Consider the following 19,378-nt stretch of genomic DNA (forward strand, 5'->3'; position numbering starts at 1 on the left):
GACCCAGCGCCACCCACCGCCCGCCGTCGCCGCCTCCCGCTACCGCCCGTCACCCCACCACCCCAGCACCGACACTCGACCACTCCCCATTCCCCTTGCCGAGGGCCACCGCGGCGGGTTCGCCGAAGTCGGCGTCGAACGAGTGGTCGGTGAAGCCAAGGGCTCCCCGGCGCCGAAATGCGGTGGCCCGGCGCTGTCACAGCAGGCCACGGCAGACGGATGTCTCCTCCTCCGCCTGCGTCCGGTGCGGGTCTGGCTAGCTGGCTCGGCCCATGCGCCTAGCTCTGTAGGACGACGGCTCCCGGTTGGGCGCTGACCAGCGGCGGGCCAGCCATCGCACGCTTGCGGTGCTCCTGGGGGCTGACTCCGCGCACCCGTTTAAAGGCGACACTGAGCGCGAAGGAGCTGCCGTAGCCGACCTGGCGGGCTACCGTGCCGATCGTGGCGTCGGACTCGCGCAGCAAGTCGGCTGCCAGGGCGAGCCGCCAGCCAGTCAGGTAGGTCATGGGAGGTTCCCCCACCAAGCTGGTGAATCGGCGTGCCAAGGCCGCGCGGGACACGCCCACCTTGGTGGCGAGTTTAGCGACTGTCCAGTCGTGGGCGGGGTCATCGTGCAGCAATTGCAGCGCCGGCCCCACGATCGGGTCTTGCTGGGCCTGATGCCAGGCAGGCGCGCCGGCTCCCGGCATAGCCAACCAAGACCGCAACACACTGACCAGCAGCAGGTCGAGAAGGCGATCCAAAACCAGTTCCTGCCCCGGCTCATTCTTGACGATCTCGGCGGCGAGAAGGGGGATGAGTGTGCCGTCGCCGGCCTCAGCAGGGCGCACGAGCAGTCCTGGCAGCGCCCGCAACAGCCGTTGGCCGATCTCGCGGTGCATCTGGTAAGTGCCGGTGATCATGACCGTCGAACCGTTGAGGCTGTCGCCCCAGGTGCGCACCCCCAACCCCATCGTCCGGACGGGATCTTTGCCGTCGTTGCTCGTGCAACGCTGTCCGGGGCCGATAACGACCTCGATGGGAGTGGCCGGGTCGTCTGCGACGACGTAGGGGTCGGGTCCCCGGATCACGGCAACGTCTCCGGGGTGTAACCTCGCGGCTGCCCCGTGGTCAGGGATAACCCACGCCTGGCCACGTACCATCGTCACCAGAGCAAGCGGGGCTTGGTCCTCAACGCGCAGCGCCCAGGGCGGGTTCAGGATCGACCGGAGCAGGAACGCTCCACGGGCCTTTGGCCCGTCCAAGAGCCCGGTTAGTGTATCCATGCGGCTGAGTGTAGACGCTCAAACATGGATAAGAGCTGTCCAGCTATGGAAAATCTTGTCGCCCACGGATTCACTGACGGCAGAGCAGTATGAGGGTGGAATCTCGTTAGGAGAGTTGCGATGGCGGAACTGTTCCGTGGGGGCGTGCTGATAGCCGCGACGATCACCACTGGCCTGGTGGCGGGGCTTTTCTACGCCTACGCATGTTCTGTCATGCTCGCGCTGCGCCGGGTCGATGACCGGACCTTCATAACCGTGATGCAACTGATCAACCGGGCGATCCTCAACGGCTGGTTCGCGCTGAGCTTCGTCGGCGCGCTGGCGTTCACTGGGGTGGCGATCGTGCTGTATGCACTGGACGACGGCGGAGCGATCCTGTGGCCTCTCGGCGGCGCTTTGGTGATTTACATTGTGACGATCTTTGTCACCCGCCGTTTCAACATCTCGCTCAACAACGAGCTCGACGCGGCCGGCGCCCCTGAACGTATCGGCAACCCGGCGGCGGTACGCCGGCGCTTCGAGGACCCGTGGATCAGGTGGAACGTGGTGCGCACCTTGCTGTCCCTGGCCGCTTTCGGCTGCCTGTGCTGGGCGCTGCTCATCGAGGGTCATGGCCAGACGCTGATCTGGTGGTAATCCGCCTCACCAGACTCGAATATCCCAGGGTGTGACCGCCGCACAGTCCGGCTTGCTCATCCGTGCCCACCGGAACCGACCGGGATGATGACTCAAGGAGGCCCCCCGGTGAGCCCCTCTCCCTTCCGCCGCCCTAACAGCGTCAGCCAGCCCACTTTGCGATTGGCGATGTTCCACCACGCCGGTGGGTCGGCGACGATGTACCTCCCCATGAGCGAGGAACTGCCCGCTGACTGGGACCTGTTGCTCTTCGACATGCCGGGGCGTGGAACCAACCAGCGGCGCTCGGAGCCGGCGAGCATGAACCATCTGCTGGCCGAGGTCGCTGCCGACATCGACCCCTGGCTAGACGCTCCGATCGCCCTAGTCGGGCACAGCCTGGGGGCCGTCATCGCCAGCGAAATGGGCCGCTACCTGTGCGCCAGGGGAACCCCACCGGTGTGGGTCGGCGTCTCTGGCAGGGTCGCCCCGGACTACGGTCCACGTCCAACGGGTCATCTGCACCGCCTCGACGACGAAACGCTCCTGGACGAATTGAGTGGGATGGGAGCTATGGATCGGGAGCGCCTCACGGCTATACCGAACCTGCGTGACCATTTCCTACGGACCGCGCGAAGCGACCTGCGGCTGGTGGAGAGCTATATCGAGCCCCCCGACCGGAACGCTCTCACGTGCCCGCTGACCGTGTTCGCCAGCACGGACGACGAATGGGCGCCGCTAGCGGGCATGCCGGGGTGGCGGCGGGAGACCACCCACTCGTTTCGGCAACGTGAGTTCTCCGGCGGGCACTTCTACTTCCTCGGCGAACGATTCGCCGAATTCGCCCAATGCGTGGTCGCGGAGGCAGGGCGCAACCTCCACCTGCCCCAGGAGTGACAGAGGAGCCGATCGTCGGGCAACGGGCCTGGAGGCGGGGAGCACGGATCGCCACGCCATCGCGGTTTACGCTAACAACAGAAGGTTACCTTATATGATGGCGTGATGACCCAGAGCACGCGCGACGCCCTTATCGCGTCGGCCACCCGGCTCATGGACGAGGGAGGACTCGACGCGGTCACACTGCGCGAGGTGGGCCGACTGACCGGCGTGTCGCACATGGCCCCCTACAAACACTTTTCCTCCAAGGAAGAACTGCTCGCCGCAGTCGCCGCGCAGGAACTACAGCAACTGCGCGCCTCCATCGCCGAGGCAGGCCACCACCACCGGAGTTCGACGGCTACGCTGCGCACAGTAATGCAGGGGTATGTGGCATGGGCTCTGGCTCACCCGGCGCGTTTCAAGCTCGTGTTCGGCGCGTGGACCCAACGGTCCAAGGAGCTCGATGACGCCGTCACCGCGACGCGAACGGCGCTGGTCGAAGTGGTGGCCGCCGACCAACGGGCGGGGCTGCTTCCTGAGGGCGACTGCAAGCGTCTCGCCTCGCTGGTACTCGCCCTCGCTCACGGAGCCGTGGACCTTACGCTCGCGGAGCCCGTCTCACCACGGCCCGCGGGGCAGACCAGCCCCGAGGAACTGGTCGACGACATGTTTGACCGGCTGAACACAGATGCTGAAACGGTTCCGCGAGAGCAAGCCGGCCCCTGCGGCGATGCGGCCGGGAATCAGGCGACGCGGAGCGCCTCGACACTCGGTTCTCGCTGATCAGCGGGGAAGAGCAGGCCAGGACCGGCGACCCACAATACGCCGCTAAACTGGGCAAAGCGACCGATTCACGACGTTTCCCCAGTCCAGCATCCCGGGTTGTCGCACTGTGCACCGCCTTGCCACCGGGACTGCGGTCACGTGCGGTCGTGAGGAGTACTCCCGCAGGAAAGGCCCCCACCTTGACTGATGTCGACCCCGCCGCCACCCGACGGGAAGAAGCGATCGTGCGCGCCGATGGCTCGCTGGACGACACAACCCGCCCCCGGGTATCCAACGGCGAGGGTCGCTACCAGGCCGGTGAAGCGGGACAGCGGCTCGTGCGCATCCACGACCACCTGCGCGAGGAGCTACGCCAGCTTCAAGACGCCTTCGAACGGGTGATGGCCGGGCACAGCGATCCGGCGGTCGCGCGCTCGATGATCAACCAACTGACCATGCGGCAGAACTATTGGACGCTGGGGAGCTTCTGCGCATCCTATTGCCGGGTGCTAGCCACCCACCACACGATCGAGGACGAGCACATGTTCGTCCACCTCAAGGCCGCACAGGAGACGCTGGCGCCGGTTCTGGGACGCCTGGAGCAAGAACACGAGATCATCGCCGCCGCGCTCAGCCGTCTCGACGCCGCACTAGTCGAGATGATCCAAGATCCGGCACGGCTGGACGGGGTGCACCGGGCCGTGGAGTTGCTGGCCGACATGCTGCTGTCCCACCTCGACTACGAGGAGAGCGAACTCGTGGCCCCTATCGACCGGTTGGGACTGCAAATCTAAGTGGTCTGGCCCTAGCCCGGGACTTTCGGTTCCAGGGATATTGCGAAGCGCTAGGAGCCGGCGCGCGCCACAAGGGGTCGCCAAACCCGGGCGTGCGCCGCAAAGATTTTCGGAATAAGACGAAATTCGCAGGTCACCCTGGAAATAAACGGGCATGGGAAGAGCTGTGACCGGTTGCAATATCGGCTTTCTGGGACGACAGGACAGCGTCTCGTTTCTACTGAGCTTTTGACGGAGAACGCGGCAACCCGACATGCCTTGCCTGTGTCATCTTCTTCGACACGCAAGGCGGCGGGGACTGCCCTCGCAACTCCGTAACACCGGCGAACTGCGGATATGACAACACTTCGTGCGACGCGGCGACGGTGCAACTGGCCGCTTTCCGGCGATCCACCGCTGCATTCTCCGGCCCCACGCTGAGAGTGAGCGGAGCTGTTAGCCGCCTTCCTGCGCAAGATACCGCGAAAGCTCCCCCTCGTTCACAGGCACCATACGGTACAGCGCGGACCGCCGTAGGAAAGCTGCCAGCGCGTTGAGCAGGCGAACACGGAAGGCACGCAGCAGACGCGCCGTGCAATGACGCGGGCGACAGCGACAATCTCGGTTTTCAGCATGCTGAAAAAGTCGAAATCTGGGGTAAAACACTCCGAAAAACTCTGAAACGCATCAGAGAAGAGACAGGAAGGCGCACTCTATGCTCGCTGAAGCAGAGTTCCGGGCACGAGTCGAAGGGCAGTGGCAGAAGTCCTCGTTCTCGGGATCGAGCGGGAGTTGCGTGTACATCGCCGTCGCCGAGGACACAGTGGGAATCGTGGAGATCGACGACCCGGCGCACGTGGATTCCGCGGCCATCGTGCTCACGCCGCTGGAGAACTTCCGTAGATTCCTCGCCGGCGCCAAAGCCGGAGAGTTCGACCTCTAGGTGAACGGGGCGCCGCCAGAGGTGACGCCGCCTTAGCAGGTGCCGCCTCTGGCCGACGCCCCCAGGGAGACCGCTGGGCTAGATGATCTGTCCTGAGAGGTCGGGAACGCGGGAGGAGGGAGGGCCGCCGATCGCGGTGTGACCGGTGGTGATTGTCGTACTGCACGGCCGGTGCTGCCTCTCCCACTTCGTCGGCTCCCGCGGCGGCACCGCGCCAGAGGGTCAAGGACTACGGAGCAATCGAGAAGCGGTCAACTAAATGTGGTCGTCGCCGTGGGGCGGCTCCTCCCGCCTGAAGGATCGGGGCTCCGGCCCTCCCCCGCCTCCGTCGATCTCACCTAGCCAGGAGAGGGCGCTCTGGGGACGGCCCCCTTTCTTGTCGCCGGGTGAGGCTCGGCATAGCTTGGCGCGACTGCGCAACGCACCGCCGGTGCACCCGATAACGGCACGTGACCGGTAAATACACATTGACCGGTTTACGTTCGCGAAGCTGTGGCAGTGATAAGAAAGCCTGTTTGACGGCGGAGAGCCCCGGCGGCTTGGGGCGGTCAGCGACCCGTCAGGTATGGTCGGCCGCTGGCAGGATCGCCGGATGTGGCGCGGCTGCACGCGAGGGCTACCGCGCGGGTAGGCCCACGGTGAGCGGCAACGCGACAGCCGGATATGACTCACATCACAGAAAAGAGGCAAAGCATCACGCAAAGCAGCACAAAAAGGATCTAAAGCGTAATACTTCATATTTTTTGTTTTATTGACTCATGCACACATCGGTTTGCACACGGCGAAGTCAACATCTGACAACCATTGGAAATCCGAAACTTCAGTCGTGCGCCGAACCAACCTAGAGTCAAAGGATATACGGGGACCGACGGGCTGGACGGGCCTAAGGCCACCATAGCGCGTCCATGCGCCGGTCCGCCGCGAAATGACCAGGTCGCCGGAGCCTTTACGGCCTTCCACTTCACAGGGGGCGCCACCTGCTCCGGCGAGAGGCAAGCGCGGGTAGGAGTCGACATCAATCGGTTAAGAGCTTACATCCAGGAACACACCAATCCCCCGGTGTTCTTCATAGCCGCGGGGGTCATTCTCGTATTCCTTGTTGGCGGCGTCCTCTTCACGGAGGCGGTCAGCAACGGAGCGGGCGCAATCCTTGACTTTATCGCCACCTACCTTGGTTGGTTCTACATCCTGGCCGCCACGGGCTTCCTGGTGTTTGTGCTGTGGCTGCTGTTCAGCCGCTTCGGCAACATACGGCTAGGCCCCGACAACTCCCGCCCAGAGTTCGGCACCGTGGCCTGGTTCGCGATGCTGTTCACGGCCGGTATGGGGATCGGGCTGGTGTTCTACGGGGTTTCCGAACCCGTCACCCACACCATGAGCCCGCCCATCGGTGAAGGGGGGACCGCGGAGGCGGCTACCCAGGGTATGAACTACACCCTGTTCCACTGGGGGGTTCACCCGTGGGCGATCTACATCGTGCTCGGGTTGGCGCTGGGCTACTTCCACTTCCGTAAGGGACTGCCGATGCGGCCGGCGTCGGCGCTGTACCCGTTCCTGGGCAACCGCATCTACGGGTGGCCGGGCCACATCGTCGACATCCTGGCGGTCTTTGGCACCCTGTTCGGGCTGGCCACCTCGCTGGGTATCGGAACGACGCAGATCAACGCCGGTCTGAGCACCCTGTTCGGCTTCCCCAACACGGGGTTGACCCAGATCCTCATCGTCGCCGCCATCACCGCGGTCGCGGTGGCCAGTGTGATGCTGGGCATCGACAAGGGCATCCGCCGGCTGTCGGTGATCAACCTATGGCTGGCAGCGGCGCTGATGGTGTTCGTGTTCATCGTCGGACCGACGCTGTTCATCCTCACCGGGCTGTCCAACTACACCGGGTACTACCTACAGCACATCGTCGAAAGCAGCTTCCAGATCTTCGACGTCAGCAACCAGCCCGACGCCGCCGCCTGGCAGGCCGGCTGGACCCTGTTCTACTGGGGTTGGTGGATCGCGTGGTCGCCGTTCGTGGGAATGTTCATCGCGCGCATCTCCCAAGGCCGCACCATCCGCCAGTTCATCGCCGGCACCCTGTTCGCTCCGGTGGGCGCCTCGATCGTGTGGTTCAGCGTGTTCGGCGGCTCCGGCATCTTCTACGAACTGCGCGGTGCCGGCATCTCCGAACAGTCCGCCGACCAGGCGATGTATGTGCTGCTGGAACAGTTGCCCATCCCCGGCATCCTCTCGGGGGTGGCCTCTGTCCTCACGCTCGTCGTCGTGGTGCTGTTCTTCGCCACATCGTCGGACTCGGGCTCGCTCGTGGTCGACATGCTCACCAACGGCGGCGACCCGCACCCGATCAAGCTACAGCGCTTCTTCTGGGCGGTCACCGAGGGCCTGGTGACGATCGTGCTGCTCGTCGTAGGCGGATCGGCAGCGGTGAGCGCGCTGCAATCGGCGTCGATCACCACCGGTCTGCCATTCGCGATCGTGTTGATCCTGGTGTGTGCCGGGCTACTCAAGGCGCTGCGAACCGAGCACCCGTCGGCGCAGATGCCCATGGCGGCCTCGCTGGTGCGCGAGAGCGCAGACGGCGGAAAGGGCACATCACGTACGCCCCAAAGGGGTAGCGAGAGCACCGCTGCGGCGGCCACGGGAGCAAGTTCCGCAGGCGCGTCGGGCTCCGGCAACACGTCCGAATCCGGCGAGAAGTGAGAGGAATGAGAGGTTAGTCGGTGGCAGCAGAGAAGCGAGCGGACAGAAAATCCAACAGACACCGGGGCAATCCGTTCCGCGGCGTCCGAGACGTCATGAGTGAGATGAACCGGATCGCCGACTACATGTCGACTATCGAGACCGGGAGCCAGGCACAGCCACGAGGGCACGCCGACGCGTGGAGCCCCACGACCGACATCTTCGCTCGCGGTAACGACCTCGTGATCCAGGCCGAGCTTCCCGGGGTCCAGCCCGAGGACGTGGAGGTCTCCTTCTCTGGAGGCTACCTGGACATCGACGGCGAGCGGCGGCGTGGCGAGGACGCCGACGACGTCATCTACTACACCAGCGAACGCTTCCGGGGCAGGTTCCGTCGAGAATTTGTTCTCCCCTCAGGGATCGATGACGACGACATCAGCGCCCGCTTCGACGAAGGGCTGCTGGAGGTCACCGTGCGGGGCGGCGCGGGCGCGTCGGGCCCCTCGGTGATCCAGGTACAGAGCAACAGCAAGAAACGCTAACGGTAACGCGCGACAACGGTGGTCCGGCCTGGGGAAGCGGTCGTTGGGCCGGACCACGGTTGTCCGGTACAGGGTGTGGGAGTGAGCGGTCGCGCGAAACGGGAAGCCTCACCCTATGTCACCCTTCTATGCTGATCGTATGGATCGAGGGCTGTTCGAGGACGACGCCGCGATTCGCGCCATCGGCCAAGAGGGGGCGGTGCTGCTGGCTGCGGGCTACGCGATCCTCATGCAGCTCGCGCACCCCAAAGTGGCGCAAGGTGTCTACGAGCACAGCGACTTCGCCCACCGTCCCTTGGATCGACTCAACGGCACGCTGAGCTACGTCTACGCCGTCGTTTTCGGTACGCGCGACGAAGCCGAACGGGTCGGCCGGGCGGTGCGCGCGGCCCACGGTCGCATCTCCGGTCCCGGCTACGATTCCCTGGACCCCGAACTGCAAGTGTGGGTGGCCGCCACCCTCTACGACGGCGCGTTGCGCGTGACCGAACGCGCGCTCCACCAGCTACCTGCCGAAACCGTGGAAGAGGCCCACCCACAATACGCGGTGCTAGCCACGGCGCTGGGCTGTCCTGAACAGATGTGGCCGGCCTCGCGGGAGGCGTTCGTCGCCTACTGGCAGGACATGCTCGCCCAACTACGGGTGACCGACCAGGCGCGCGAATTGGTACGGCAACTGCGCTACCCCCGCAACCGGCTGCTGCGTCCAGCCGCTGCCCTCCAACTGTTCGTGGCCACGGGGCTGCTGCCGTCCCAGCTACGCACCCAGTATGGACTGAGGTGGGGACCGCGCCACGAGGGAGCGCTGCGCGCGCTGTTCGCGACCGTCGCTCGCATCAACCCGCTCCTGCCGCTGGCCGTGCGCCGACTTCCGCTTACCGTGTGCCTGTGGAACCTGCGTCGTCGCGCACGGCGCCCCCGCCGTCGAGCGGCCAGATGAACCCGTGGGCCGCGTCGCCGCAGGAAAGTGTCTAGTAGCTCACCCAGGCGCCGGTGTGGTAATCGATGATGCGCGGATGCAGCAGAGTTGAGGGGAGCGAGTCAGTGGCGCGCCGGTCCTTGGGGAACACCTTGGCCGCCCGCAACGTGGCCGCGTCGAGGAACCGGGTAACCGGATGGTCGGCCGGCAGCGCGAGTTTGGGGGAAGTGCCGGACTGAGCGAGGAAGAACCCCCAGTTGCCGAAGCTGGGGACATCGACGTTGTAGGGAGTCGTCTCGAAGCCCGCCTCCTGCAAGCTCTCGCCCACACTCCAGTAGGCCTTGGCGGCGAAATAGGGCGAGCCGCCTTGGACAACGAGCCGGCCGCCTTCGGCGAGGGCGCGCTTGGCCAGGGTGTAGAACTCCACCGAGTACAGCTTGGCCGTGGCGACGTTATCGGGGTCGGGCATGTCACTGATGATGACGTCGAACTTTTCCCGGTTGTCGCGGAGCCAGTTGAAGGCGTCGGTGGGGATGACGTCGACCCGCTCATCCTCAAAAGCGTGCTCGTTGAGCTCAGCGATGTCGGGATGGTTACGCGACAGTTCTACCACCGTGGGATCGAGGTCGACGAGCGTGACGTGCTCGACGTCCTCATAGCCGACGATCTCTCGCACCGCGAGACCGTCACCGCCGCCGAGGATGAGCACGTCGTCGTGCTCTCCGCGCATCGCCGGGTGGACCAGCGCCTCGTGGTAACGGTACTCGTCCAGTGAACTGAACTGTAGATCGCCGTTGAGGAAGAGGCGCGTGTCCGGCCCGTCGCGGGTGAGGACGATCTCCTGGTAATCGGAGCGCTGCGCGTGGATGATCGGGTCCCGGTACAGCGCCTGGCGCGCGCTGACCTCGAAAGTGCCCGAGTAGGCGAACGCCGCCGCCAGCACCAGCAGGACCACCGCGAGCCCACCGGCGAGCAGGGCTTGGGCTTTGCGGGCCAGGCCGCGGCGGAACAGCCACAGCACGACGGCCATGCCGGTGACCGCGTTGAGGATACCGACGGCCAGCGCCCCCTGCGGCAGTCCGAACACCGGCAGCAGCAGGAACGGGAACGCCAACCCGCCGATCAGCCCACCGACGTAGTCGGCGGCGAACAGGTCGGCCGCGGCGCTGGCCGCCTCCTGGCTACGGATGCGCTGGATCAGGGTCATCAGCAGCGGGATCTCGGCTCCGATGAGAGCGCCGAGGAGGAACGCGATGACCACCAAAGCGGGCTGATAGAGCGAGAACCACGCGAAGGCGGTGTAGAGCAGCAGCACCGACAGCCCGCCCAGTAGGGACAGCAGCCCCTCGACGACGGCGAAGTAGAACGCCGGCCGGCGAGTGAGCCGCTTGGAGGCCAGGGAGCCCACGCCCATGGCGAAGACCATGACCGACAGCACCACCGACGCCTGCACGATGGTGTTGCCCAGCAGGTAGCTGCCCAGCGCCACCAGGGCCAACTCGTAGACCAGCCCACAGGCCGCGCATACGAAGACGGCGAACAGCACGAGGAACCGGGCGAGTCGGGGCCGCACGGGCAGCCGTTCCGGCTCGTCCCGGTCCCCCGGGGCTGTCGCCGTCGAGAGCGTGTCCGCCATCAGGAGATCGCCGCGGCCACGACCAGTGCGACGGCGATGTGAGCGCTGGCGTTGACCCAGATGGCAGGGTGCGGTTCGGCCTCGGCGATGACCGCGCCGAGCTTACCGGGGGTGAGCATGTCGAGGATGAAGAACGACACGGCCATGAGTACCAGACCGACCAGGCCGTAGGCGGCCGTGCTGATCAGCCCCATGGCCAGGCCGTTCTCACTGGCGAAGATCGCCATCGCGACGATGATGGCCACGCCGATGGTGTTGGCGGCTACCACCAGGGTGGCGTTGCGGTTGCGCTGGGTCCAGATCAGCTCGTGGAGCTTGCCTGGGGTGAGCAGGTCCACGACCACGTATCCCAGCGCCATCAGGATCGTGCCGACGATGCCGTAGGCCAGGCTGGCACCGATATTGAAAAGCAGGTCAGCTACGTTCATGTCGTCCTCATTGGTAGTGGGGGTGAATCTAGGGGAATTCATTTGCCGGCCCCGGGGCCACCGCCCCGATGGCCTGTTTTCACGGCGTCGCCGCTGCTGCCGGCGCACCAAGCCTCGTTGTACTCGGCTCCTGCACGTACCTCGGCGGGGCCGGGACAGGTCAGCTCCTGCACGATGGACAGAAGAACTATCAGCCCCAGGGAAAACGAGATGATGCAGCCGGGAACGACGATGCGCTTCTCATCGGATGTGGACATGCTGTGTGATGTGGAGGAGCGCTGCGGCTACTTACCCCAGCCGGGACCGCCGCCGCGGTGGGAGCTGCCCTTCTTCTTGCCGCCGACGTGGATGTCGAGGTCGAAGTCGTCGTCGTCATCCTCGTAGCGGCTGTAGGAGCCGCTCTCGTAGTACTCGTCATCGTCACAGGCGCTGATGAGGGCAACGAAGAGGACGAAGGACAGGATGATGCCCACCACTACGATGAGCTTCTTCGTGACGTCGGATGACGTGGAGGAGGATTCTTTGCTCAAAGGGAATCAGGGCTCCCGGTGGGGATCAAAAGGGGTGCGCAGGGTGAGTGAGGTGGTCGTCTCCACGATCTCGCCGCTTTGGGGGTAGGCGTGCCAGGTCTGCCAGGAGACGACGTGCGCTTGGGACCGTCCCAGGGGCTGGGGGCGGGTCTCGGCGCGCACACCGGTGAGGGCGAGCGGGTGGCCCGGAAAGGCGACCACGAGCCCGCGAGAGTCGCCGTCGAGCTCGTGGTACAGGGCACGAGCACGGGCGGCGAAATCGTCCGGCGTGGTCACGGCCGAACGGAAGTCGTAGGAGTCGACGCCGCAGGTACGCGGGAGGCGAGGGGTGGCGCGCGCGGGCAGCCCGCCGGGAACGTCGGGCAGGCAGGCCACGGTCTCGACCAAAGGTTCGGCGTCTGGCGCCTCGCCTCTGACGACGACCTGGTGGGAGGCGCCCAGAACCCGCAGTTCCACGGTCGTGTCCGCGAGGTGGAGGGGGTGGAGGGCCAGGGCCGGCGCGAGGTCGTAGTCCAGGGTCCATACGAGGTCGGCGGCCCGAGTGTCGACGAAGGGGGCGGTGATGGTCGCTCGCACCGCTTCAGCTCCCGGGGTAGATGGTGAAGTCGCCCTCGTTGAGCGAGGTGCCCAGACTGGCTTCCCACCCGCCGTGGTCGAAGCGCTCGAAGGCGAGGTGCTTGCCGTCGGGGCCCTCGTAGTCGGCGTAGTCCATCCCGCCTTGGGAACGCAGCCCAGTGGTCCCCTCGGAGCGGTAGGTGGCGGTTCCGCGTTCGACGAGACGGTAGCGGACCCCTTCGAGCTCGATGGTGTCGCTGTGGGGGGTCAACTCCAGTTCGGGGCGCCCCGTCCACAGCACCATCTGCACGTCGGGGTCCTCCTCGACGGAGAGCCAGCGCCGTCCCTCGTCAACCTCCAGGAAGTGCTCGGCCCACACCGAGCCGCCCTCACTCAACCGTAGGGTGCCGCGAATCCAACTGCGCTCGGTGCCGAAGTCGAGCATGTCACCGGCTTTGAGGGTGGTGGGATCGCCGTGGATCTCGGCGACGCCGGCGAAGGGGTCCTTGGGCGCGGACGAGGAGGAAGTGGTGCTGCTCGCCGCGTCACTGCTGGGCTTTCGCCTGGAGCGCCAGAGATAGATCACCACAGCGATGAGCACCACGATGATCACAAGCAGCGCTAACCTGCCCATGGCATGACCCCCGTTTTCCTGGGTTGACGTTGCGGACTCCGCCTGGCCGGAAGAGCATACCCGCCAAAAGTGGACCGTTGATTACAGCCCATGGGACGGCGGCTATGTCATTTGGGTTCCGAGGGAGTGGACGCGAAATATGCCCGTTTCTCCGGAGGTGGCGGAGTGGGGCCATGTACGACACTGCCGCAGCAGACGGCGACTGGCAGGTGCTGCCCCAGTCCGCGACCGTGACGGCCGCGCGTGCCCCCTCCCGCTAGGGAAAAGGTGCCAGGTGTGGCTGGCCTACGAGCGCGCCCCTGGGCCACAGGCTGGCGGTTGCTCGCCGCAAGCACCGCCAGCCTGTGGTGGGGCAGCCGGTTGGCCCCTTAGTCGGGGCGGGCCAAAGCGAGCGCGAAGTCGCCGGCGGGGTCGGTCCACCAGTGTTCGAGGGCGAGGCCGGCAGCGGCCAGGTCGGCCCGTGCGGTCTCGGGACGGAACTTCGCGGAGATCTCGGTGCGCATCTCCTCCCCTGCGGTGAAGTCGACGGTGAGGTCGAGGGCCTCCACGCGGGCGCACACGTCGCGCTGGGCGCGCAGCCGCATTTCGATCCACTCGGCCGTGGCGTCCCAAACCGCGAGATGGGCGAAGTCGCCCGGGGCGAAATCGGCGCCCAGTTCGCGGTTGAGCACACGCAGCACGTTGCGGTTGAACTCGGCGGTGACACCGGAGGCGTCATCGTAGGCGGCTCGCAGCCGGGCGGGCTCTTTGACCAGATCCATCCCCACCAGGAGACGGTCGTCGGGGGTGAGGGTGGCGCGTAGGTCGGTGAGCAAGGAACGCCGCCGCTGAGGCGGATGGTTGCCGATGGTGGAGCCCAAGATGGCGACAAGCCGCCGTCCCTCGGCCGGGAGTAGGGTGAGGTGGCGCTCGAAGTCGGCGATGACCGCGTGGACAACCGTCTCGGGGTAGTCAGCGGCGATGCGCTCAGCGGCCTCGGCCAGGAAGTCGCCGCTGACGTCGACAGGCACGAAACGGCGCAGGTTTCCGGCAGCGTGCAGCGCATCCAACAGGAGTCGGGTCTTCTCCCCCGAGCCCGCCCCCAACTCCACGAGTGTGTCGGCCCCGGTGACGGTGGCGATCTCGGCGGCGCGCCGGGTGAGGATGGCGCGCTCGCTGCGGGTGGGGTAGTACTCGTCGAGCTCGGTGATGCGCTCGAACAGCGCGCTGCCTTGCTCGTCGTAGAACCACTTGGGCGGGAGTTCCTTGGGGCTGGCGGTCAACCCGTCGTGGACGTCACGGCGCAGGGTCTTGGCGAGGTCGTCGGCGGTGAGGTGACGGTCGATGCGGATCGCGGCGTTGGTCACGTCTGGATTCCTTAGTGGTCGAGGGCGGTGACAGTGACGGCTCCCGGGCTCGCGGTGATCAGCGATCCGTCAGGGACCCGCTGCCACGCCGGGTCACTGTCCCAAGGCTCGGAAGCGAGCATCACCGCCTCCTCGGTGTCGCGGACGTAGAGCGTGTCGCCGCAGGCGGTGGCGGCCAGTGTCGCGCCTTCGGAAGCGAGCAGGTTGTAGCGTCCCGGCGAAAGCGCGCGGGCGGCCCCGACCACCTCGCTCAGCACCCGCCCCAACGGCTGGCCGTCGCGCCATAGCCGTATGGCCATAGCGAACAGGGGGGCGGAGTCCACTGGGGCGCGGGCGTCCACGACCTCGCTGGGCAGCGGCGCCGCCAGTTCTCGGGTGACCGCCTCATCGGCCGAGACTGCGCCGTTGTGGCTGAACAGCAGGTTGTCGCCGCGGAAGGGTTGCGCGCAGGACTCGTCGACGGGAAAGCCCACGGTGCCGTCGCGCACCGCCGCTACAACGCAGCCCGAGCGCACCGCCCGAGCGGTGTCGGCGAAAGAGGTGTCGGCCCATATCGGCATGGCTCTGCGGTAGCGGAGCGGCGCCGCCGGGGCTGTGTGCTCACCGTTTCCGGTGTCGGGGTCGAACCAGCCCACTCCGAACCCGTCGGCGTTGACGGTGCCGTGGGTTTGCTCGCGCGGCGCGTAGGACTGCGTGTGCAGGGAGTGCGGCGGCGCGTAGATGAGTTCGTGCAGGGTGCGAGGCGGACCCAGGTAGGCCACATGCCGGCACATCAGCGCTGCCTCCTCAACCAGTCGGTTATGTGCGGGCGCGGTGGGAGCGGAAACGTCGTCGAGGTGAGGGTGGGCACGGCTGGCGTGCGCCCGGCGGCAGCGAGTCGGCGTGGTGCTGCGGCCTGTGGTTCGGCGGATGAGGGCACCCGGCTCACCTCGGCTCCGCGTCGCGCGCGCACCGGAACCCGGTGAAGATCTGGCGACGGATCGGGAAGTCCCAGTTGCGGAAGGTCGAGCGTGTCGCACTGGGGTGGGTGGCCCAAGAGCCGCCGCGCAGCACCTGGTAGCCGGCGTTGAAGAACACCTCCGAGTACTCCGGGTAGGGAAACACCGCGAACCCGGGGTAGCCGTGGAACTCGGTGGCGGTCCACTCCCATACGTCGCCGATGAGCTGATGCACCCCGTGAGGCGAGGCGCCGGCGGGAAACGCACCGGCGGGTGCGGGCCGCAGCAGCCGCTGCCCCAGGTTGGCGTGGTGGGGTGTGGGCTCGTGTGTGCCCCATGGGAACCGGTGGGAGGCTCCTGTCGTGGGGTCGTAGCGGGCGGCCTTTTCCCACTCGGCCTCGGTGGGCAGTCGTTTGCCAGCCCACGTGGCGTAGGCCTGCGCCTCGTAGTAGGAGACGTGCTGCACCGGCTCCTGTGGCGGCACCGGCTCCACTCGGCCGAAACGGCGGCGCAACCACTGGCCGGCCTCGTGGCGCCAAAAGGCCGGGGCGCGCTTGCCCGAGCGCGTGCGCCATTCCCAGCCCGCCGTACTCCACCAGCGGGGTTCGTCATAGCCACCGTCGGCCATGAACAGCAGGTAGTCAGCGTTGTTGACGGCAGCGGTGTCGATCCAGTAAGCGGGCAGGTCGACCGTGTGGGCCGGGCGCTCGTTGTCGTAGGCCCACGGATCGTCGTCGGTGCCCATCGTGAAGGGGCCGGCCTCGATCAGCACCTCCGGCGCGGTGGGGGCGGCGCCGGGCAGGGCCGCGGCCGTGGCGTCAATGCCGGGCAGCACCGGCTCGCCCTTGCGGAGTTGATGGGTTGCCAGCATGGTCTCGTCGTGCTGGTGTTCGTGCTGGATGACCATGCCGTAGACGAACCCGCCGGCCAGCAGCGAGGTACCTGCCCCGAGATCGGCGTGGTCCAGGGCGTCGAGAACCCGCTGGCGCACGTCGGCGTTGTAGGCGGTGGCCTCTTTGGGAGAGAGCAGGGGCAGGTGCACGCGGTCGGCGCGGGCGTTCTCGAAGGCGTCATAGAGGACGTCGATGTCGGGGCGCAGTGCCTGTTGGCCGGCCGAGGCGCGGACCAACCACTGCTCCTCGTAGTTGCCCACGTGGGCCAGGTCCCAGACCAGCGGCGACATCAAGGGCGAATGCTGGGCGACCAGTTCGCTTTCGTCGAGGGACTCCAGGGTGAGGACGTGACTGCGGCGGCGCACCTCGTCGAGTTCAGCGGCGATGCGTTCCTTGAGCCGGTGGTGCTGGAAACGGTCGTTGTCGGTGCCGTGGCCGGGGTTCATAGGTCTCCCAACTGTTCATCAGCGGGGCAGCGCCCCTGCTCGACGAAGCGTGCGCGGTAGTCGTCGACGGCGGCAACGAGGTCGGCCGCGCCCAGACGGGGCAGGGCGGCGGCAGCGGCGGCGAAACAGGCGCGGGTGGACTCGGCGATCGTGGGGACGGCGAGGGCGTGGCGGGCGGCGGCGAGCCACACGTCGCGCCCTGGCACGCCGCCGCTGCACAGACGTTCGGTCTCGGCGTAGGCGATGTCGGCGGCGACCGGGTCGTCTATAAGCGCGGCGGCCACAGCGATAGGAACCGAGCACCACTGTTGGGGAAGCGCGTCGATCATGCGCAGTTCCAACCACCCACGCGGACGCACCGGTGGGAACAGCGTGGTGAGGTGGTAAGCGAAATCGTCGATGGTGGGACGCTGCGGGTGGCCGTTGACCAGCCAATCTCCGAACCGCAGGCCAGGATCGACGATCCAGGGGGCGGTGTCGCGCCGGATTGTCATCAGGCGGGCCCGCAGTGCGTAGCGCAGCCAGTCGGCCGCGGGCCCGTCGGGATCGTCGCAGGTGGGGGCGCGGGTTCGAGAGGCGTCGATGGCCGACCACACCGCCCAGCGCGTGGAGCTCCAGCCGGTGGGACGGCCGCGCCAGAGGGGAGAGTTGGCGAAGGCGGCGACGAAGAGCGGTCCGAGCCGGTGGGCGAGCCGCCAGCGTCGGGCCGCGTCGGCGGTGTCGGCTCCGATGTCGAGGCAGACCTGTAGGGATGCTGTGCTGCACATCATGGTCCGCCCGGTGGGGCTGGCGCTGTCGAAATAGCGCTCCATCACAGCGTAGCGGGGCAGCGTGAGCTGGCGTTCGGGTGACCGGTACGGGTCAAGACCGTTACCGTGCAGCCGTAGCCCGGCGTCGTTGAGACAAGCGGTGATGTGCTCCAGGTCAGCAGACAGGGCCGTGGCAACCGCCGCTGGACCCTGGCAGGGGAGGGAGCTGAGTTCGAGCTGTCCCCCGGGTTCGTAGGTGACGGTGCTACCGGCCGGCAGCGGGCCGGCGTCGTCGACGAGAGCGGTGAGGCGTTCGAGCGGGACGGGCGCGCGAGGACGAGCGGGATCGACGATGAGCCATTCGGTTTCGGCTCCTACACGGCCGGGCGGGCCGGTCTTGAAACAGATGCCGTTGACGTAGTTGTAAACGTCGGCTTTGGTCAGATGCTCCATCGGGCCCCCTATCTGGACACGAATAGGTCTCTGCCCTAATTGGAGGGAGAAGAATCCTCCCGAAACGCCCGGGAAACGAATGAGCCAGCGGCAGCGGTGCGGTGGATCTGCGTGTTTTTGCAGTGCGACAACGGATTTCCGGCCGCTTTCGGCCATCGGGAAACGGTATCCCGGTGGCGGTGACGCCAGCGTGACACCCGCGGAACGGTTACGGGATGCCCAGGTTGCGGACGCCCCGAATCAGGTGAGCAGGTCGCGGACGTGGTCGGCGATCTGGATGTCCTCTCGGGCGGCGATGACCAGGGTGCGTACACGCGCGCCGGCGCCGGTGACCTCGGTGTCGGGGGCGGCGCTGTCGTTGGTGGCGACGTCGATGGTCACGCCCAGGAACCCCAACCGCTGGGCGGCACCGGCGCGCACCTGCGGGGCGTTCTGACCGACACCGCCGGTATAGACGAGCGTGTCGAGACCGTCGAGGGCGGCGGCCATCGCGGCGATCTTGGCCCGCAGCCGGTGCAGGTAGACGTCGCGCCCCAACGCTGCCTCGGCCTCACCGCTGCCGGCGCGCTCCAAAACCTCGCGCATGTCGGCGGTTCCGGTGAGTCCCATCAGTCCGCCCTGCCATTGCAGACCGGCCCTGAGCTCGTCGAGGTCCAGGCCGTGGCGATCCAGCAGCCACAGCACCAACCCCGGGTCGACGTCTCCGCTACGGGTTGCCATGACCAGCCCCTCCAGGGGCGTGAACCCCATGGTGGTGTCTACACAGCGACCGTGGCGCACCGCGGACAGCGACGCCCCCGCTCCCAGATGGGCGACCACGAGGCGGCCCGGGTCAGCGCCGAGCATCTCTTGGCTGCGGCGGGCAGCGTAGGCGTGGGAGAGGCCGTGGAAGCCGTACCTGCGCAGGCCGTAGCGGTGTCGCCAGTGGTGGGGCAGGGCGTAGGTGGTGACCTCCGGAGCCAGGGTGGCGTGGAACATGGTGTCGAAGCAGGCCACCTGCGGTGTTCGCGGTAGTTCTCGCCGCAGCGCGGCGAGGGCGGCCAGCGCCTTGGGCTGGTGCAGCGGCGCGAGATCGGTGAGTTCCCCCAGATGGTCGATGACCTGCTGGTCCACCAACACGGGAGCGTGGAACTTCTCCCCGCCGTGGACGATGCGGTGGCCGACCGCGTCGATCTCGCCGAGGCCGGCCAAGGCCGCAGCCACGTCCTCGGGATCGACCCGGCCGTCGGTGATGTCGAAGTCCCTGCTGGCCATGAGGTCGTTGGCGGGGCCGAGCAGGTGCAGCTTGACACTGCTCGACCCGGTGTTGGCGACGAGTACGCGCATGGTGGGGCCATCCTTCTCAGAGGGCGGGAGGGGACTCGCCCGTCCCGCCCGGCGAGCA

20 protein-coding genes are annotated in these 19,378 nt (G+C 66.9%); 8 read left to right on the top strand and 12 right to left on the bottom strand.

Features of this window, described 5'->3' with window-relative positions; genetic code table 11:
• Positions 1-278: 278 nt before the first annotated feature.
• Positions 279-1,265 (bottom strand): AraC family transcriptional regulator, encoded by a 987-nt coding sequence (locus ABD848_RS01235; protein WP_344966366.1) that lies wholly within the window; start codon positions 1,263-1,265, stop codon positions 279-281.
• Between the two features lie 120 nt (positions 1,266-1,385).
• Between ABD848_RS01235 and ABD848_RS01240 the strand changes: the two genes are divergently transcribed.
• The 8 genes from ABD848_RS01240 to ABD848_RS01275 all read left to right on the top strand — a co-directional run bounded on the left by ABD848_RS01240 (position 1,386) and on the right by ABD848_RS01275 (position 9,407).
• The gene (locus tag ABD848_RS01240) at positions 1,386-1,901 is read left to right on the top strand and encodes an anthrone oxygenase family protein (protein ID WP_344966367.1); all 516 of its coding nucleotides are present in this window, start codon (positions 1,386-1,388) and stop codon (positions 1,899-1,901) included.
• 108 nt (positions 1,902-2,009) lie between these two features.
• A complete protein-coding gene (locus ABD848_RS01245; RefSeq protein ID WP_344966368.1) occupies positions 2,010-2,777 on the top strand; it encodes a thioesterase II family protein in 768 nt (255 codons plus the stop codon).
• A gap of 105 nt (positions 2,778-2,882) precedes the next feature.
• Positions 2,883-3,542, top strand: coding sequence for a TetR/AcrR family transcriptional regulator (locus ABD848_RS01250; protein ID WP_344966369.1), 660 nt, complete (start codon positions 2,883-2,885; stop codon positions 3,540-3,542).
• A gap of 182 nt (positions 3,543-3,724) precedes the next feature.
• On the top strand, positions 3,725-4,318 hold the full coding sequence (locus tag ABD848_RS01255) for a hemerythrin domain-containing protein (protein ID WP_344966370.1): 594 nt from the start codon (positions 3,725-3,727) through the stop codon (positions 4,316-4,318).
• 694 nt (positions 4,319-5,012) lie between these two features.
• Positions 5,013-5,240 carry a DUF397 domain-containing protein gene (locus tag ABD848_RS01260; RefSeq protein ID WP_344966371.1) on the top strand — a complete coding sequence of 76 codons (228 nt, stop codon included), beginning with the start codon at positions 5,013-5,015 and terminating at the stop codon, positions 5,238-5,240.
• Between the two features lie 1,059 nt (positions 5,241-6,299).
• Positions 6,300-7,946 carry a BCCT family transporter gene (locus tag ABD848_RS01265; RefSeq protein ID WP_344966372.1) on the top strand — a complete coding sequence of 549 codons (1,647 nt, stop codon included), beginning with the start codon at positions 6,300-6,302 and terminating at the stop codon, positions 7,944-7,946.
• A gap of 95 nt (positions 7,947-8,041) precedes the next feature.
• The gene (locus tag ABD848_RS01270) at positions 8,042-8,467 is read left to right on the top strand and encodes an Hsp20/alpha crystallin family protein (protein ID WP_344966373.1); all 426 of its coding nucleotides are present in this window, start codon (positions 8,042-8,044) and stop codon (positions 8,465-8,467) included.
• Positions 8,468-8,606: 139 nt separating this feature from the next.
• Positions 8,607-9,407: an oxygenase MpaB family protein gene (locus ABD848_RS01275; protein WP_344966374.1), complete on the top strand. Its 801-nt coding sequence runs from the start codon at positions 8,607-8,609 to the stop codon at positions 9,405-9,407.
• Positions 9,408-9,438: 31 nt separating this feature from the next.
• Here ABD848_RS01275 and ABD848_RS01280 read toward each other — a convergent pair whose 3' ends face one another.
• The 11 genes from ABD848_RS01280 to ABD848_RS01330 form a co-directional block, all read right to left on the bottom strand.
• Positions 9,439-11,022 (bottom strand): polyamine aminopropyltransferase, encoded by a 1,584-nt coding sequence (locus tag ABD848_RS01280; protein WP_344966375.1) that lies wholly within the window; start codon positions 11,020-11,022, stop codon positions 9,439-9,441.
• On the bottom strand, positions 11,022-11,450 hold the full coding sequence (locus ABD848_RS01285) for a DUF350 domain-containing protein (RefSeq protein ID WP_344966376.1): 429 nt from the start codon (positions 11,448-11,450) through the stop codon (positions 11,022-11,024). The genes ABD848_RS01280 and ABD848_RS01285 overlap by 1 nt, the downstream gene beginning before the upstream one ends.
• 38 nt (positions 11,451-11,488) lie before the next feature.
• A complete protein-coding gene (locus ABD848_RS01290; RefSeq protein WP_344966377.1) occupies positions 11,489-11,707 on the bottom strand; it encodes a hypothetical protein in 219 nt (72 codons plus the stop codon).
• 27 nt (positions 11,708-11,734) lie between these two features.
• On the bottom strand, positions 11,735-11,980 hold the full coding sequence (locus tag ABD848_RS01295; protein WP_344966378.1) for a hypothetical protein: 246 nt from the start codon (positions 11,978-11,980) through the stop codon (positions 11,735-11,737).
• A gap of 6 nt (positions 11,981-11,986) precedes the next feature.
• Positions 11,987-12,556, bottom strand: coding sequence for a DUF2617 family protein (locus tag ABD848_RS01300; protein ID WP_344966379.1), 570 nt, complete (start codon positions 12,554-12,556; stop codon positions 11,987-11,989).
• 4 nt (positions 12,557-12,560) lie between these two features.
• Positions 12,561-13,169, bottom strand: coding sequence for a DUF4178 domain-containing protein (locus ABD848_RS01305; RefSeq protein WP_344966380.1), 609 nt, complete (start codon positions 13,167-13,169; stop codon positions 12,561-12,563).
• Between the two features lie 368 nt (positions 13,170-13,537).
• Positions 13,538-14,515 (bottom strand): L-histidine N(alpha)-methyltransferase, encoded by a 978-nt coding sequence (gene egtD / locus ABD848_RS01310; protein WP_344966381.1) that lies wholly within the window; start codon positions 14,513-14,515, stop codon positions 13,538-13,540.
• 11 nt (positions 14,516-14,526) lie between these two features.
• Entirely contained in the window at positions 14,527-15,288 is a 762-nt protein-coding gene (gene egtC, locus ABD848_RS01315) for an ergothioneine biosynthesis protein EgtC (RefSeq protein ID WP_344966382.1), read from the bottom strand.
• Positions 15,289-15,439: 151 nt separating this feature from the next.
• Positions 15,440-16,792 (bottom strand): ergothioneine biosynthesis protein EgtB, encoded by a 1,353-nt coding sequence (gene egtB, locus ABD848_RS01320; protein ID WP_344966383.1) that lies wholly within the window; start codon positions 16,790-16,792, stop codon positions 15,440-15,442.
• Complete coding sequence (gene egtA / locus ABD848_RS01325) at positions 16,789-17,994, bottom strand: ergothioneine biosynthesis glutamate--cysteine ligase EgtA (RefSeq protein WP_344966384.1); 1,206 nt, start codon at positions 17,992-17,994, stop codon at positions 16,789-16,791. The genes egtB and egtA overlap by 4 nt, the downstream gene beginning before the upstream one ends.
• A 240-nt stretch (positions 17,995-18,234) precedes the next feature.
• Positions 18,235-19,320, bottom strand: a complete 1,086-nt coding sequence (locus ABD848_RS01330; RefSeq protein WP_344966385.1) for an acetate/propionate family kinase — start codon at positions 19,318-19,320, stop codon at positions 18,235-18,237.
• Positions 19,321-19,378: the final 58 nt, after the last annotated feature.

The organism is Salinactinospora qingdaonensis, assembly GCF_039539445.1.
GTDB classification, from domain to species: Bacteria; Actinomycetota; Actinomycetes; order Streptosporangiales; family Streptosporangiaceae; genus Salinactinospora; species Salinactinospora qingdaonensis.